Raw genomic sequence first — 14,755 nt, forward strand, 5'->3', positions numbered from 1 at the left:
AATTTAAAACAATGAAAAGTTTAAATATAATTCTCACAATTTTGGTGCTGATTGGAAGCTTTACAGCCTGCAATAAGGAACTGGATGTCATTAATCCGAACAATCAGACCACCTACGAATTTGGCAATACAGAAACAGATCTGCAGGAGGCTGTTATCGCGTGCTACAATCCTTTGCGTTACGACGGTTCATTTTCCCGCGTAGGCTACACCTTGGATGCTGTGCGTGGCGATGAAGTATGGAACTCCTCTCAACAGTGGTATCTGGAGTACGACAACCTCAATTCTCCAGGTACAATTGGTATAGGTGACGAGTGGATATGGCGCAGTTTCTTCATTGTTGTAAACCACACCAACTTTGTATTGTCGAAAGTCGACGGCGTTAAAATGTCGGAGGAATCTTATAATCAGATAAAAGGACAGGCGCTCTTCCTCAGAGGCTTGGCATACTATGAATTGACCACCTATTACCAGACTGTTCCATTGCTTTTGGACTATGCATCTTATTCAGACATCAATACGATGTTTGCATCAAGCAATACACAGGACGAGGTGTTTGATCAAATTGAGAGTGACCTCACCTCGGCTATGCAATTATTACCCTCTAGGGATGAAGGTGGTGAATGGGCTTCGGGCCGGGCTACAAGCGGTGCTGCTGCAGGATATTTGGCTCGTGCCTTGATGTTTCGTCATAAATTTTCTGAGGCTTATGCCGTATTGAAAGACATCATCGAAGGTAATTACGGACATTATGAACTTACAGCCGACTATGGTGACAACTTTAAAGAGAATACGGAAAATAACTCAGAGAGTCTCTTCGAAATTCAATTTTTGAACTATGGCACAGGCGGCACTGAAGACGAGTGGGTTATAGAACTATTAACCTCGGAAGCAACCCAGGGGCACGCTGTAGAAAGCAATTACGCTTCCCAGGAACTGGGTAGCTGGGGTGACCTGGCTGGCGCACCATGGTTGTATAACCTGTTCAAAAAAGAGCACTGTACAGATGGGCGCCTTGATCCTCGTTTATACTGGACCCTGGTTTCATTCGAAGATGAATATAACAACTATACTGGCCTGAGTACTGCTGCATATCCTGGTGGAGATCCTCGTAGCAACATTGTTTATCAAGAAGAGATAACGGCCACTCCTCTATCCAATACTTCTCAAGGAGGTATATCAATAGCGAAGTTTACTAATGCGAGAAACAACATCTATAGGTCCATTACCAATGGATTGCATTGTGGAGTCAACTTGCGCCTGATGCGTTATAGCGATGTTTTACTGCGTGCAGCAGAATGCGAAAATGAAATCAATGGACCAACACAAGCTGCTATCGATTACATCAACGAAGTACGTCGTCGTGTTGCTCTTGAAGATCTTCAACTTTCAGACTTTCCGACTGCTGATCACCTTTTCGAACAAATAGCAAACGTTGAACGCCCTAAAGAATTCGGTTGCGAAAACGGACGCGGTATCGACTTACTCCGCTGGGGATTCTTCTACGATGCAAATCGTTTTGATCAGTTGGTTAAACATGCTTATTATAAGCTTGATGGCACTGCCTCAACAGAGGAGCTTACCGCTGAAACCGCTGATGCTTCTTCGTTCCAGTACTACTATAAGGGGCATGAATATTTTCCTATATTTCAATCAACCCTTAATGCCAACCCTAACCTGGTAGGTAACTCAGCAAACAATAATGAAGATAATGGACCTGCTTTCTTAGCTAAATGGTCGGTTCATCCTGTTGTAGAGTAGCCACTATTTTCGTAATTTTAAAACTTCCTTATCGGCGTAATTTTAATATGTTGATAAGGAAGTTATTTAATAAAAAAATATTAGAAATGAGTCTTAAGTCCCTACTGATTTTATCTCTTAGTATTGTTACTCTATCGTTTTCAGGGTGCAAAAAGGATGATATTGTACCTAAAGAGGAGGATCCTGATCCCGAAACAAATTTCACTATTCCAACATACGCCGACGACTATTCTTCGATAGCATCTTGGTCAAACCGAAATGAGTGGAATCTGGCTAACCTTCACGACCCGTCGGTTGCCTATTACGATGGATATTATTATATGTACGGCACCGATGCCTCGTATGGTAATGAGGCTGAAGGACATGGACATTTTCAAGGAAAACGTTCAACGGATTTGGTGAATTGGCAATGGATAGGGGGCCCTTTTTATGATGCACCCTCCTGGGTGGCCGACTCGCTCAACGCCATTCGTTCGCGTATGGGGCTCGATGTCATTGCCCAGGACAATATAAGATACGGTTACTGGGCACCGGTAGTACGCCGGGTCAACATTGGAGGACAAGATATCTTGCGCATGTACTACAGTATAGTTATTGATAACTACATCGAAACCGGCAAAGCCAACACATCAGCCAACTTTGATGGAAGTTGGACAGAACGCGCCTTTATCGGCATGTGTGAATCGTCCGATCCCGCCGGAGCTGTATGGACCGATAAGGGTTTCGTTACATGTTCATCATCAGATCGTGGTTTAGATTTCAGCCGCTCCGGTTTGTGGGATTGGAGTGCCTATTTCTACTACAACGCCATCGATCCTACTTATATAGTAACACCTGAAGGGACACATTACCTGATACATGGTTCGTGGCATAGCGGTTTCGCACTATTGCAAGTTGACGCCACAACAGGTAAGCCTCTCAATACCCTTGGCGAGCCTTACGCAAGCAATGTAAGTGAGCTAACAGCCCGGTATGGTGCGCGCATTGGGACACGCACGGCCTCGTCGCGCTGGCAAGGTAGCGAAGCGCCCGAAGTAATATACAAAGATGGTTATTACTATTTATTCATGGCCTACGATGGACTCGATGTACCTTACAACACGCGAGTGGTCAGAAGTACGAACATTGAAGGTCCGTACCTCGATATCACCGGGCGAAACTTTACCAACGGGGAAGGTGACTGTTACCCTATCGTAACCCACCCTTACAAATTCAATCTAAGTTACGGATGGGTAGGCCTATCACACTGTTGTATCTTCCAAAAGGAAAATACGGACGAATGGTTCTACATGTCGCAAGGACGATTGCCTGCCAACGTTGGCGGCAATGCCTACTCTAATGCCATTATGATGGGGCATGTACGCCGTATTGTATGGTGTCCGGCCTCTCCGGGCGAACCCGATAACCTGTGGCCAATAGCATTGCCCGAACGCTACGCCGCTGTGCCTGATTACGGTACTATAACCAAAGACTCTCTTGTAGGAACATGGGAGCACATCAATCTTAACTATAGCTATGCCCAACAAGATCACGCCTCTGCTCTAACCCTCAATGCTGACGGCACCATGTCGGGAGTACTGACAGGCAATTGGAGTTACGATGTGACAAAAAAGCAACTAACATTGGGTGAAGTTATTGTTTGCGTTGAACGTGAAGTAGATTGGGAAGCCACCCCACGTAGGGTAACATTTGTATATGCCGGAACTGAAAAAAATCTAAACGCAACATATTGGGGCAAAAAGACAAAATAACATTCAATAAATTATGAAAAAGCCATTAACGTTTCTGTTTATTATAACGCTGAGTTTCATTTTCCAGGACCTGGCAGCGCAGGAAAATACCATTGTAATGGTAAAACCCCAGGAAGATGCTCCTATCATCAGCAAACATATTTATGGACATTTTGCAGAACACCTCGGTAGATGTATCTACGGGGGGTTCTATGTAGGGGAGGATAGTGATATTCCCAATACGCAAGGCGTTCGGAATGATGTTGTGGAAGCGTTGAGAGCCTTGAAAATACCGAACCTTCGCTGGCCCGGAGGTTGTTTTGCGGATACCTACCACTGGAAAGACGGTATTGGTCCCAAGGAGGATCGCCCCTCCATGCTCAATATCTGGTGGGGCAATATAAAAGAGGACAATAGCTTCGGTACCCACGAATTCCTCAATATGTGCGAATTACTGGATACGGAACCATACTTGTCGGCCAACGTAGGTAGCGGCACGCCACAGGAATTTGCCGATTGGATCAAATATACCAATCATCCTGCTGGTTCAAGCCCCATGCCGGAATGGAGAGAAATAAATGGCAGGGAAGAACCCTGGAAAGTGACTTTCTGGGGAGTAGGCAATGAAGCCTGGGGCTGCGGAGGAAATATGACTCCTGAATATTACGCTAATGTTTATCGCAGATTCGCCACTTTTGCAACAGACTGGGGAAATTCGGATGGTTTGGTTCGGATCGCTTCAGGGGCCAGCAGCAGTGATTACAACTGGACGGAGGTATTGATGAAAAATATTCCGAAAAACCTGATCGAAGCCATTGCCCTGCACCATTATTCGGTGATCGATTGGGGCAATAAAGGACCTGCCACCGGTTTTACCGAGGAACAATATTTTACGATCATGAGCCGTGCGTTGGAAATGGAGGGGTTGATCTCAAAACATGTCGCCATCATGGACAAATATGACCAAGACAAAAGAGTCGCATTATTCGTGGATGAATGGGGCGGTTGGTATAATGTCGAGCCTGGAACAAATCCGGGATTTTTGTATCAGCAGAATACGATGCGTGATGCCATGATTGCCGGAGCGACCCTCAATATTTTCAACAATCACGCGGACCGCGTGAAAATGGCCAATCTGGCCCAGGCGATCAACGTATTGCAGGCTGTCATTCTCACTGATGAAGAAAAAATGATCCTTACCCCGACCTATTATGTGATGAAGATGTACACCGTGCATCACGATGCCCAATTGTTATCCGTAGATTTTAAGTCCCCGGAATATACGCTTGGGGAGGAATCTCTTCCTGCAATATCCGTTTCAGCTTCAAAGGACAAGGACGGAAAAGTACATTTTTCCATCGTTAATATCGATGCTAAAAAAACAAATACAGTCGAGCTGGATGTGAAAGCCCTGGGGCTTACAAAAGCTACCGGAACTATTCTGAAATCAGAGCAATTGCAGGATCACAATACCTTTGAGCACCCTGATAAAGTAAAACCATTCACTTTTAAGGATTTCAACCTTAAAAGTGGTAAATTAACCATTACTGTTCCCCCATTTTCTGTAGTAGTGCTGGAAGGGACTAGATAACAATTATGATTGATATGGTATTTTATTTATCATAACGGCATGCTTCCAACCGGTGGGGAATTCAGACGTTCTGTTTGTATTGATTCATTGTTTTACAATGGAAATGGAAGGATGAAACAGGTGAAGAAAACATTCAAAGGGGTGGGGGAAGTCGAATAACCAACACAAACCATGCAAAAAATATTATTTTTCATATTGGTCATAACTTTGAACTGGGCTTGTACATCTCAGCCATCCGAAGTGCCTGTTGATTCCGCTGATCAGCAAATCAGAAATATTTCGCTTCAGATCAACAATCCCATCATAAAGGACCAATTCACGGCGGATCCTGCCGCCCTGGTTTACCAGGACACCGTTTACCTTTATGCAGGACATGATGAGGCAGAAACGGATTTTCCTTTTTACAAAATGCATGAATGGCTGGTTTTTTCCTCCACGGATCTTGTACACTGGAAAGCATACCCAGTTCCTCTTAAGGTCTCGGATTTTGAATGGGCGAAGGGCGATGCCTGGGCTGCACAGGTCATTGAAAAAGGAGGCAAATTTTTTTGGTATGTGACCGTGTCCCATGGAACCATCGAAGGCAAATCCATTGGGGTGGCCGTTTCTGATCGCCCAACTGGCCCCTTTAAGGACGCGCTAGGAAAGGCACTGATTACCAATGATATGACTAAGGAAACAGATATCGACTGGGATGATATCGATCCCACTGTGTTTATCGATGATGATGGACAGGCTTACCTTTTTTGGGGCAACACGGTTTGTTATTACGCAAAGTTAAAGGACGATATGGTTGAACTTGACGGGCCTGTCAAAACCATCGAATTGCCTGATTTTACCGAAGCACCCTGGATCCATAAACGGGGTGACTGGTACTATCTTTCATATGCTTACCAGTTTCCGGAAAAGACGGCTTATGCGATGAGCGGTTCCATTACCGGCCCCTGGGAATTCAAGGGAATCATCAACGAACTGTCAGGCAACTGCAATACCAACCATCAGGCTATTATCGAGTATAAAGGAAAACCCTATTTTATTTACCACACTGGAGGTATTCAACCCTTTGGCGGCAGCTTCAGGCGGTCTGTTTGTATTGACAGGCTTTATTACAATGAGGACGGCACTATTAAAAGAGTTATAATGACTTCAGAAGGCATTCAGTAAAAAAATCACTCATGAGAATAAATATTTATTTTTCCAAGGCAATCATACATTTTCTAATACTGTTTATAGCCCTGAAAGGATCGACGGTTTCAGCTCAAACCCAAATCAGGGTGCATGACCCTGTTGTCATACAGGAAAAGGATACTTATTATTTGTTTTGTACAGGCAGAGGCATTTCGTGTTTCAGCTCGCCCGACCTGGAAAACTGGACCCGCGAGCCCTCCGTTTTTGAAACGAAACCGGATTGGACTGATCAGGTTGTTCCGGACTTCAAAAATCATATCTGGGCGCCTGATATTACTTTTCACAACGGGGTTTATTATTTATACTATTCTGTTTCGGCTTTTGGAAAAAATACCTCTGCCATCGGATTGGCTACGAACAAAACATTGAACAACAAGGCTGAAAACTTTAAATGGGAAGACCAGGGCATTATCATCCAATCCGTTCCGAACCGGGATCTTTGGAATGCGATCGACCCCAATCTTGTCTTTGATGATGAGGGTACCCCCTGGCTGACTTTCGGGTCCTTTTGGAATGGTTTGAAAATGGTCAAATTAAGCGATGACCTCAAGGCTGTGGCCAAACCGGAAACCTGGTTTACCGTTGCCCGCCGGGAACGAAATTTTGAACTGGAGGACAGCGATCCGGGGAATGCCGCGCTGGAGGCTCCTTTCATTTTCAAAAAACACGGATATTATTACCTGTTTTTATCCTGGGACCTTTGCTGTAGAGGGGAAAAAAGTACCTATAAGGTTGTCGTTGGAAGATCGAAAACCGTTTCAGGCCCTTATGTGGATCAATCGGGAGAATCTTTGTTTCAGGGCGGGGGAACACTTTTGGTCGAAGGCAATGAAAACTGGTACGGTGCAGGACATAGTTCCACCTACACGTTTGACGGGAAAGATTACCTTTTCTTCCATGCCTATGATGCAAAGGACAACGGTACGCCAAAATTAAAAGTGGCGGAACTCGATTGGACGGAGGATTTTTGGCCGGTTTTGAAAAAGGATGTCTTAAAATAACAAATGATGAGGCCGAAAAATTTATCCGTAATAGTTTACCCCTTGATCCTGTGTATAATACTTGGAGGATGTGAAACAGGAAAGAAAAATGCAAAGGAGGAGCCCGGCACTTTGTCGGGTGGGTATTATATTGAACCCGTTAATATCCAGCAAGTAAAACTTACCGATGACTTTTGGCTGCCCGTGATCAAAAGGGTACAGGAAAAAACCATTGAGTATGCCCTCGAAAAGTGTACTGAAGAAGGCCGTTTTGACAATTTTCTCATCGCTGGCGGAAAAATGGAAGGTTCGGTAAAAGGACAGATGCCTTTTGATGATACCGATCCGTATAAAATAATCGAAGGCGCTTCCAACTCCCTGATCAGCGCACCCAATGAAACCCTTGAAAAATTACTGGACTCGCTGATTTCCATCATCCAGATCGGGCAGGAAGCAGACGGATACCTGACTACCTGGCGGACCATCAACCCGGCTCAACCTCCGGCACCGTGGGTAAAAGTGGAAGAAGGAAAAAAATGGGAATCCCTTGGCGCCAGCCATGAATTGTATAATGCAGGGCATTTATTTGAGGCGGCCTATACCCATTACATTGCTACGGGTAAGAAAAATTTCCTCAACATTGCGCTGAAAAATGCGGACCTGATGGTTAATACCTTCGGGGATGGAGAGGTTAAAATCGCCATGGTGCCCGGTCACCAGATCATTGAAACGGGATTGATCAAACTTTACAAAGCCACCAATAACGAGGATTACCTCAAACTGGCGAAATATTTCCTGGACAACCGGGGCAACCCTGATCATCATGAATTGTACGGGCCTTATTCCCAGGATCACATTCCCGTCATTCAGCAAGATGAAGTTGTGGGGCATGCCGTCAGGGCCATGTATATGTATGCGGCCATGACTGATATCGCTGCCATTATGCACGATTCCGCCTATCACGCAGCAGCCGATAAACTTTGGCACAACATGGTCGAAAAGAAAATGTATCTCACGGGAGGTATCGGTTCCCGCCACGAAGGGGAAGCTTTTGGTGAAAATTATGAGTTACCGAATCTGACCGCCTACAATGAAACCTGTGCTTCCATTGGTGATGTGTATTGGAACCATCGGTTACACTGTTTGACAGGAAATGCTGATTATTTAGATGTGCTGGAACGAACCCTTTACAATGGGCTTTTGTCCGGCTTATCTCTTGACGGCACCAACTTTTTTTATCCTAATGCCCTTGAGTCAGACGGAGTTTATAAATTCAATCTTGGGGCATGTACGCGTCAGGGTTGGTTCGACTGTTCCTGTTGCCCGACCAATATAATAAGGTTTATTCCTGCGATTCCGGGATTGATCTATTCAAAGGCCGGTGACACTTTAATGGTCAATTTATATGCCGGAAATGAGGCAGTTGTTGAATTGAAAAACAATAAGGTAAAAGTGTCCCAAACCACCCAATATCCCTGGAACGGAAAGGTATTGATGAAGGTCGATCCTGAAAAGGAAGGAAATTTTACGCTTAAATTGAGAATTCCTTCATGGGCCCGTAACCAGGTGTTGCCCGGTGATCTTTACAGTTATCTCGAAAGGGTGGGTAATCTCTCCTGGATAGAATATGATGGCAAAAAAATCTTTACGGAAGGTGATCAAAAATATTTCATCATTACCAAAAACTGGAAAAAAGGTGACCAGGTGAGCATTGAATTCCCCATGCAGGTAAGGAAGGTGGCAGCCAATGAAAAAGTGGAGGAGGATCGCGGCAAGGTGGCCCTGGAATACGGTCCATTGGTGTATGCCGTGGAGGAAATTGATAATCAACAGCATTTCGACGCCATTTTGGTGGCGGACTCCGACCAGTTCGAGGTAAAAAAAGAGGAAACCCTGCTCGGCGGGGTCATTGTAATAGAAAATGAAAAACTGAAGGCCATCCCTTATTACGCCTGGTCCAATCGGGGAATAGGAAAGATGAAGGTTTGGTTACCTTATGTAAAGGAATAAATTAACTTGGATATTAATCGAAACCATTTAATAAATAAAATCAGCTACATAAATGATAAGACTATCAATCAAAACAGGCGTGCTTGTTGCCCTTTTGTTTGCCGGCTTTTGGGCGACAGGGCAAAAAAGCACTTTAGCGGTCGATGTTTCAAAATCCGTTACCAGGATTCAACCCACCATGTACGGCATCTTCTTTGAGGATATTAATTTTGCCGCGGATGGCGGTTTATATGCTGAAATGATCAAAAACAGGGGGTTTGAATTTGAAGAACCCATGATGGGATGGTTGCAACCCAACAGCGACAGGCATTCATTGAATATGAAATCCGGCATTTCCACCATCATCAAAACTTCAGGCAACAGCGCCAACCGCAATTACAACAGGGTACTGGTAAATGATCCTGAAGGTTATGTACTGATCAATGAAGGTTTTCGGGGGATGGGCATTATTGCCGGAGCCCAATACAACCTGACCCTGATGGCGGCCAAAGAAGAAGGCAACATCTCCAAAATTAAATTCCAGTTTATTAATGCAAATGGTAAGATCCTGGGTGAAACAAGTGTCACACCGGATGCTTCCGACTGGAAATCCTATTCTGCTGTCCTGGTGGCAAAAGAAACAGAGGCCAAAGCCAGGCTAAAAATTACATTTGAAGGCAAAGGAAGCATTGATCTGGATATGATCTCCCTGTTTCCCGAGGATACCTGGAACAAAAGGAAAAATGGCCTGCGTAAAGACATCGTTCAACTGCTTTACGATCTTCACCCGGGCTTTTTGAGGTTCCCCGGTGGTTGTATTGTGGAAGGCCGCACCCTTGCAAAGCGTTACCAATGGAAAAAAACGGTGGGCCCTGTGGATGAAAGACAAATATTGATCAACAGGTGGAATACCGAATTCAATCATCGACTGACTCCTGATTATTTTCAGAGTTTCGGGCTGGGCTTTTTTGAATATTTTCAATTGGCGGAGGACATTGGTGCGGAACCGCTGCCCATCCTGGGGTGCGGCATGGCCTGCCAGTTCAACACAGGCGAGTTGGTACCCATGGAGAAAATCGGTCCTTACGTTCAGGATGCCCTGGACCTGATTGAATTTGCCAATGGTCCGGTGGACGCTCCCTGGGGTAAGGTGCGCAGCGATATGGGCCACCCTGAACCCTTTAATATGAAATTCATTGGTGTTGGTAATGAACAATGGGGACCGGAATACATCAAGCGTTATAAGGTTTTTGAAAAAGCAATAAAGGAAAAGTATCCTGAAATGACTATTATTTCCGGGGCCGGACCTTTTCCTGACGGAGAACATTTTGAATACGGCATGGAAGAACTGGTCAAACTTCATGCAGAGATCATTGATGAGCATTACTACCGGCCGCCTTCATGGTTTAGGGAAAATGCTACGCGTTATGACAAATATGACAGGAACGGTCCCAAAATATTTGCCGGGGAATATGCGGCTCAAAGTGTGGCCATTGCAAGTCCTGATAATAAAAATAACTGGGAATGTGCGATGTCGGAAGCGGCTTTTATGACAGGCCTGGAAAGGAATGCAGAAGTGGTTGTCATGACTTCCTATGCCCCTTTGATGGCTCATGCAGAAGGCTGGCAGTGGACGCCGGATATGATCTGGTTCAATAATCTTCAGGCCTATGGAACGGCCAATTATTACGTCCAGAAACTATATTCCACCAATCGGGGAACGGATCTTCTTTCCATTACAAAAGACGGCAAAGCTGTCACGGGCCAAAATGACCTTTTTGCCTCCGCTGTCCGGGACGATGATAATGGCACGGTGATCTTCAAACTGGTCAATACTTCAGCTCAAAGCCAGGAGGTTGACATCCAGTTCTCCGGGGCCAGGCTTGACCAGGACGGTGTAGCGCTGATCCTCAAATCGGATCATTTTGATGATATAAATTCCTTTGAATCCCCTATGAAAATCAGCCCTAAAGAAAAACCTGTATTGGCCGGGAAAAAGATGGTGAATGTAACCCTTGATCCTCATTCCTTTACGGTGCTCAGATTTAAACTCAAATGAACATAATGGTCAAAACCCTTTGGGCGGGCAAAAGAATGCCGGCTCAGACGAAAAATTAGATTTTTATATTGAAAATATAGTTAGATATGTCAAATAAAGAACTTTGGTTTGTTACAGGAAGCCAGCATTTATACGGTGAAGAAACTTTAAGACAAGTATCGGCAAATGCCGCTCAGATCGTAAACGGACTTAATGCATCCCCCCATTTACCGGTAAATATTGTATGTAAGCCTATCGTAACCACTCCGGATAAAATCGCGGCGGTTTGCATTGAAGCTAATACGGATCATAACTGCGTTGGGGTGATCACATGGATGCACACATTTTCCCCTGCTAAAATGTGGATCAAGGGTTTGAGTATTTTGAAAAAACCCCTGTGTCATCTGCATACACAGTTTAATGCAGAGATACCATGGGATACGATCGATATGGATTTTATGAACCTCAACCAGTCGGCCCACGGCGACCGTGAATTCGGGTTCATTATGTCCAGGATGAGAAAAAAACGAAAAATTGTGGTGGGGCACTGGCAGAGTGAAAGTGTGCAGCAGAAATTAGGCGTTTGGTCAAGGGTTGTATTGGGCTGGGATGAAATGCAAAACATGAAACTGGCTCGTATCGGGGACAACATGCGGGAAGTGGCGGTAACAGAAGGTGACAAAGTCGAGGCTCAGATCCGTTTTGGTTTTTCTGTCAATGGCTACGATACTTCTGATGTCATGAAATATATGGATGCAGTCTCACAGTCAGCTTTGAACCAATTGATAGATGAATATGAAGCCTCATACACTTTAACGCCTCAGTTGCAGAAAAACGGCGCTAAGCGGGAATCTCTTGTCGAGGCCGCCCGCATTGAATTGGGACTGAGGGCTTTCCTGGAAGCCGGGGGTTTTAGGGCTTTTACCGATACTTTTGAGAACCTCGGAGGGTTCAGACAATTGCCCGGAATTGCAGTCCAGCGCCTGATGGCCGATGGATATGGTTTTGGAGCAGAAGGCGATTGGAAAACCTCCGCTTTGCTCAGGGCGATGAAGGTTATGGGACAGGGATTAAGTGGGGGTACCTCCTTTATGGAGGATTATACTTATCATTTCAAGCCCGACCGCTCCTACGTACTGGGGTCACATATGCTTGAGATATGTCCCACTATTGCTGAAGGGAAACCTTCCTGTGAAGTGCATCCTTTGGGAATTGGCGGGAAGGAGGATCCTGTGCGACTGGTATTTAATACGCCCTCGGGCACGGCCCTGAATACTTCCCTCATTGACATGGGAAACAGGTTTCGGTTATTGGTGAACGAGGTCGAGGCCGTTAAACGTGAGGCAGACCTGCCAAAATTGCCCGTGGCCCGCGTGCTGTGGGATGCCAAGCCCAACCTGGAAGATGCCGCAACCGCATGGATCCTGGCCGGCGGAGCCCACCATACGGTATTCTCGCAATCCCTTACCACTGAATATATGGAGGATTTTGCTGACATTGCAGGGATCGAATTACTGGTGATTGACGAGAATACGGTTATCCGTGATTTTAAGAATCTGATCAATGCCAATGAGGTTTATTACCACTTGTTCCAAAATGGAATGTAACCGATAAAACAAAAAAATTATGACAATGAAAAAAAAATTATGCTATAGTTTTATGCTCATCGGACTGTCCTTCAGTCTGGTCCAATGTAAAACGGATAAACCGTCAGAGGCTTCCGAAGGGGAAGAAGTGCACGCTGCGGTAACCATTGAAAAGGCTAACTATGGAAAAACGCCTGAAGGGGAAAGTGTGGATTTGTACACCCTGAAAAATTCCAATGGGATGGAGATCGACGTAATCACTTATGGCGGAATCATCACCAAATGGACCGCTCCTGATAAAGAAGGGGTTTATAAAGACATCGTTCTTGGTTATGATTCCCTGAGTCAGTACCTGGCAAGTAATCCTTATTTCGGTGCGATTATCGGCAGGTATGGCAATCGTATTGCCAAAGGAAAATTTACCATTGACGATATTGAATATTCTCTGGCCACCAATGATGGGCCGAACCACCTCCACGGAGGGATAAAGGGTTTTGATAAAGTCGTTTGGTCAGGAAGTGAACTGGTAGAAGACCATTCCGGTTCCCTAAAGCTTTCTTACCTGAGTAAAGATATGGAGGAAGGTTATCCGGGAAACCTGAATGTGGTGGTAACCTATACGTTGAAAGATGACAATACACTGGATGTACTCTATGAGGCTTCAACGGATAAAAAAACCATTATCAACCTGACACAACATTCTTATTTTAACTTGTCCGGCGATTTCACACAGACTATTCTGGGACATGAAATTATGTTGGAAGCCGACAGCTATCTCCCTGTAGATGCTACCCTTATTCCCACAGGAAGACTGGCGGATGTGACGGACACTCCTTTTGATTTCAGGATCGCCAAAACCGTTGGCAGAGATATAAACGCTGCCGATGACCAGTTGAAAAAAGGGCTTGGATATGATCATTGCTGGGTGTTGAACGACCAAAACAATGGAAGCAGGAGGGTAGCAACGGCTTACCATCCCGGAAGTGGAAGGTACCTTGAGATTTTTTCTGATGAACCCGCAATTCAGTTTTATACAGGAAATTTCCTGGATGGCACTTTGCCTATGAAAGGTGGAACAGGTACTTATGCTCACCGGACGGGATTTTGCCTGGAAACCCAACATTATCCGGATTCACCCAACCAGCCGGATTTCCCCTCAGTGTTATTGAATCCGGGGGATAAATACACCACGAAGACTTCATTTAAATTTTCGGTGAAGTAAATGGATGAAAATATAATGATACTTGGTTTGATTTGAATAAATTTAGGGAAGAGGGTACCTGAGGGACCCTTTTCTTTTTTGGCATCAATTTTTAAAATACCCAGGCGCAATGGCATTGACCTGGATATTGTGTTGAGCCCATTCGTTGGCGAGGGCTTTGGTAATTCCGGCCACTCCATGTTTGCTGGCAGTATAGGCCGGAACGGTAATGCCACCGGAATATGATAAAAGAGAGGCAATATTGATGATTTTACCTTCTCCATTTTTGATCATCTGTTTTGCAGTGAGTTGAGCCAGAAAGAAGGAGGCCGTAAGATTTACTTCAAGAACCCTGTCCCATTCTTCAAGAGGATAATCGATTGAATTAAATCGGGCTATCTTCCAGACATCTAAAACCATTTTATTCGCAGCGTTAAAAAGGGAATTCCTAAAAAAAATGAATTCTGCCCTGACAACACAAATTTTTTGATTAAATTCGGACCAGAAGAAGACAATGACATTCTTCATTGTAGATGAATCCAATTGGTTTAACCGGGTTGTGTTCCCTGAGTATCTTTTTCACAATAGGGATATTGATTAATGCAATTGCCATGTAACCTTATTTACCGCAGGAGGTTAATCCATCTTAAGTCTTTTCGTATTTAGTAAATTAGAAAAATTTAATTCATTAC

General features: G+C 44.7%; 10 protein-coding genes. 9 read left to right on the top strand and 1 reads right to left on the bottom strand.

Translation table 11 applies throughout. The annotated features are described in order from the left end of the window. The first annotated feature begins 11 nt into the window (after window positions 1-11). The 9 genes from H6571_00750 (at window position 12) to H6571_00790 (ending at window position 14,084) form a co-directional block, all read left to right on the top strand. Complete coding sequence (locus H6571_00750) at window positions 12-1,760, top strand: RagB/SusD family nutrient uptake outer membrane protein (protein ID MCB9322245.1); 1,749 nt, start codon at window positions 12-14, stop codon at window positions 1,758-1,760. Between the two features lie 86 nt (window positions 1,761-1,846). Further along, on the top strand, window positions 1,847-3,511 hold the full coding sequence (locus H6571_00755; GenBank protein ID MCB9322246.1) for a glycoside hydrolase family 43 protein: 1,665 nt from the start codon (window positions 1,847-1,849) through the stop codon (window positions 3,509-3,511). Window positions 3,512-3,524: 13 nt separating this feature from the next. After that, window positions 3,525-5,081, top strand: a complete 1,557-nt coding sequence (locus H6571_00760; protein ID MCB9322247.1) for an alpha-N-arabinofuranosidase — start codon at window positions 3,525-3,527, stop codon at window positions 5,079-5,081. Between the two features lie 171 nt (window positions 5,082-5,252). After that, a complete protein-coding gene (locus H6571_00765) occupies window positions 5,253-6,245 on the top strand; it encodes a family 43 glycosylhydrolase (protein MCB9322248.1) in 993 nt (330 codons plus the stop codon). A gap of 11 nt (window positions 6,246-6,256) precedes the next feature. Continuing rightward, complete coding sequence (locus H6571_00770; GenBank protein MCB9322249.1) at window positions 6,257-7,270, top strand: arabinan endo-1,5-alpha-L-arabinosidase; 1,014 nt, start codon at window positions 6,257-6,259, stop codon at window positions 7,268-7,270. A gap of 6 nt (window positions 7,271-7,276) precedes the next feature. Next, window positions 7,277-9,259: a glycoside hydrolase family 127 protein gene (locus tag H6571_00775; protein MCB9322250.1), complete on the top strand. Its 1,983-nt coding sequence runs from the start codon at window positions 7,277-7,279 to the stop codon at window positions 9,257-9,259. A 52-nt stretch (window positions 9,260-9,311) separates the two neighbouring features. After that, on the top strand, window positions 9,312-11,297 hold the full coding sequence (locus H6571_00780; protein ID MCB9322251.1) for an alpha-L-arabinofuranosidase: 1,986 nt from the start codon (window positions 9,312-9,314) through the stop codon (window positions 11,295-11,297). Between the two features lie 86 nt (window positions 11,298-11,383). After that, window positions 11,384-12,883 carry an L-arabinose isomerase gene (gene araA, locus H6571_00785; GenBank protein ID MCB9322252.1) on the top strand — a complete coding sequence of 500 codons (1,500 nt, stop codon included), beginning with the start codon at window positions 11,384-11,386 and terminating at the stop codon, window positions 12,881-12,883. A gap of 19 nt (window positions 12,884-12,902) precedes the next feature. After that, the gene (locus H6571_00790; protein MCB9322253.1) at window positions 12,903-14,084 is read left to right on the top strand and encodes a galactose mutarotase; all 1,182 of its coding nucleotides are present in this window, start codon (window positions 12,903-12,905) and stop codon (window positions 14,082-14,084) included. A gap of 84 nt (window positions 14,085-14,168) precedes the next feature. Here H6571_00790 and H6571_00795 read toward each other — a convergent pair whose 3' ends face one another. Continuing rightward, window positions 14,169-14,591, bottom strand: a complete 423-nt coding sequence (locus H6571_00795; protein MCB9322254.1) for an SDR family NAD(P)-dependent oxidoreductase — start codon at window positions 14,589-14,591, stop codon at window positions 14,169-14,171. Window positions 14,592-14,755 lie beyond the last annotated feature (164 nt).

It is taken from the genome of Lewinellaceae bacterium (assembly GCA_020636105.1).
Lineage (GTDB): Bacteria > Bacteroidota > Bacteroidia > Chitinophagales > Saprospiraceae > BCD1.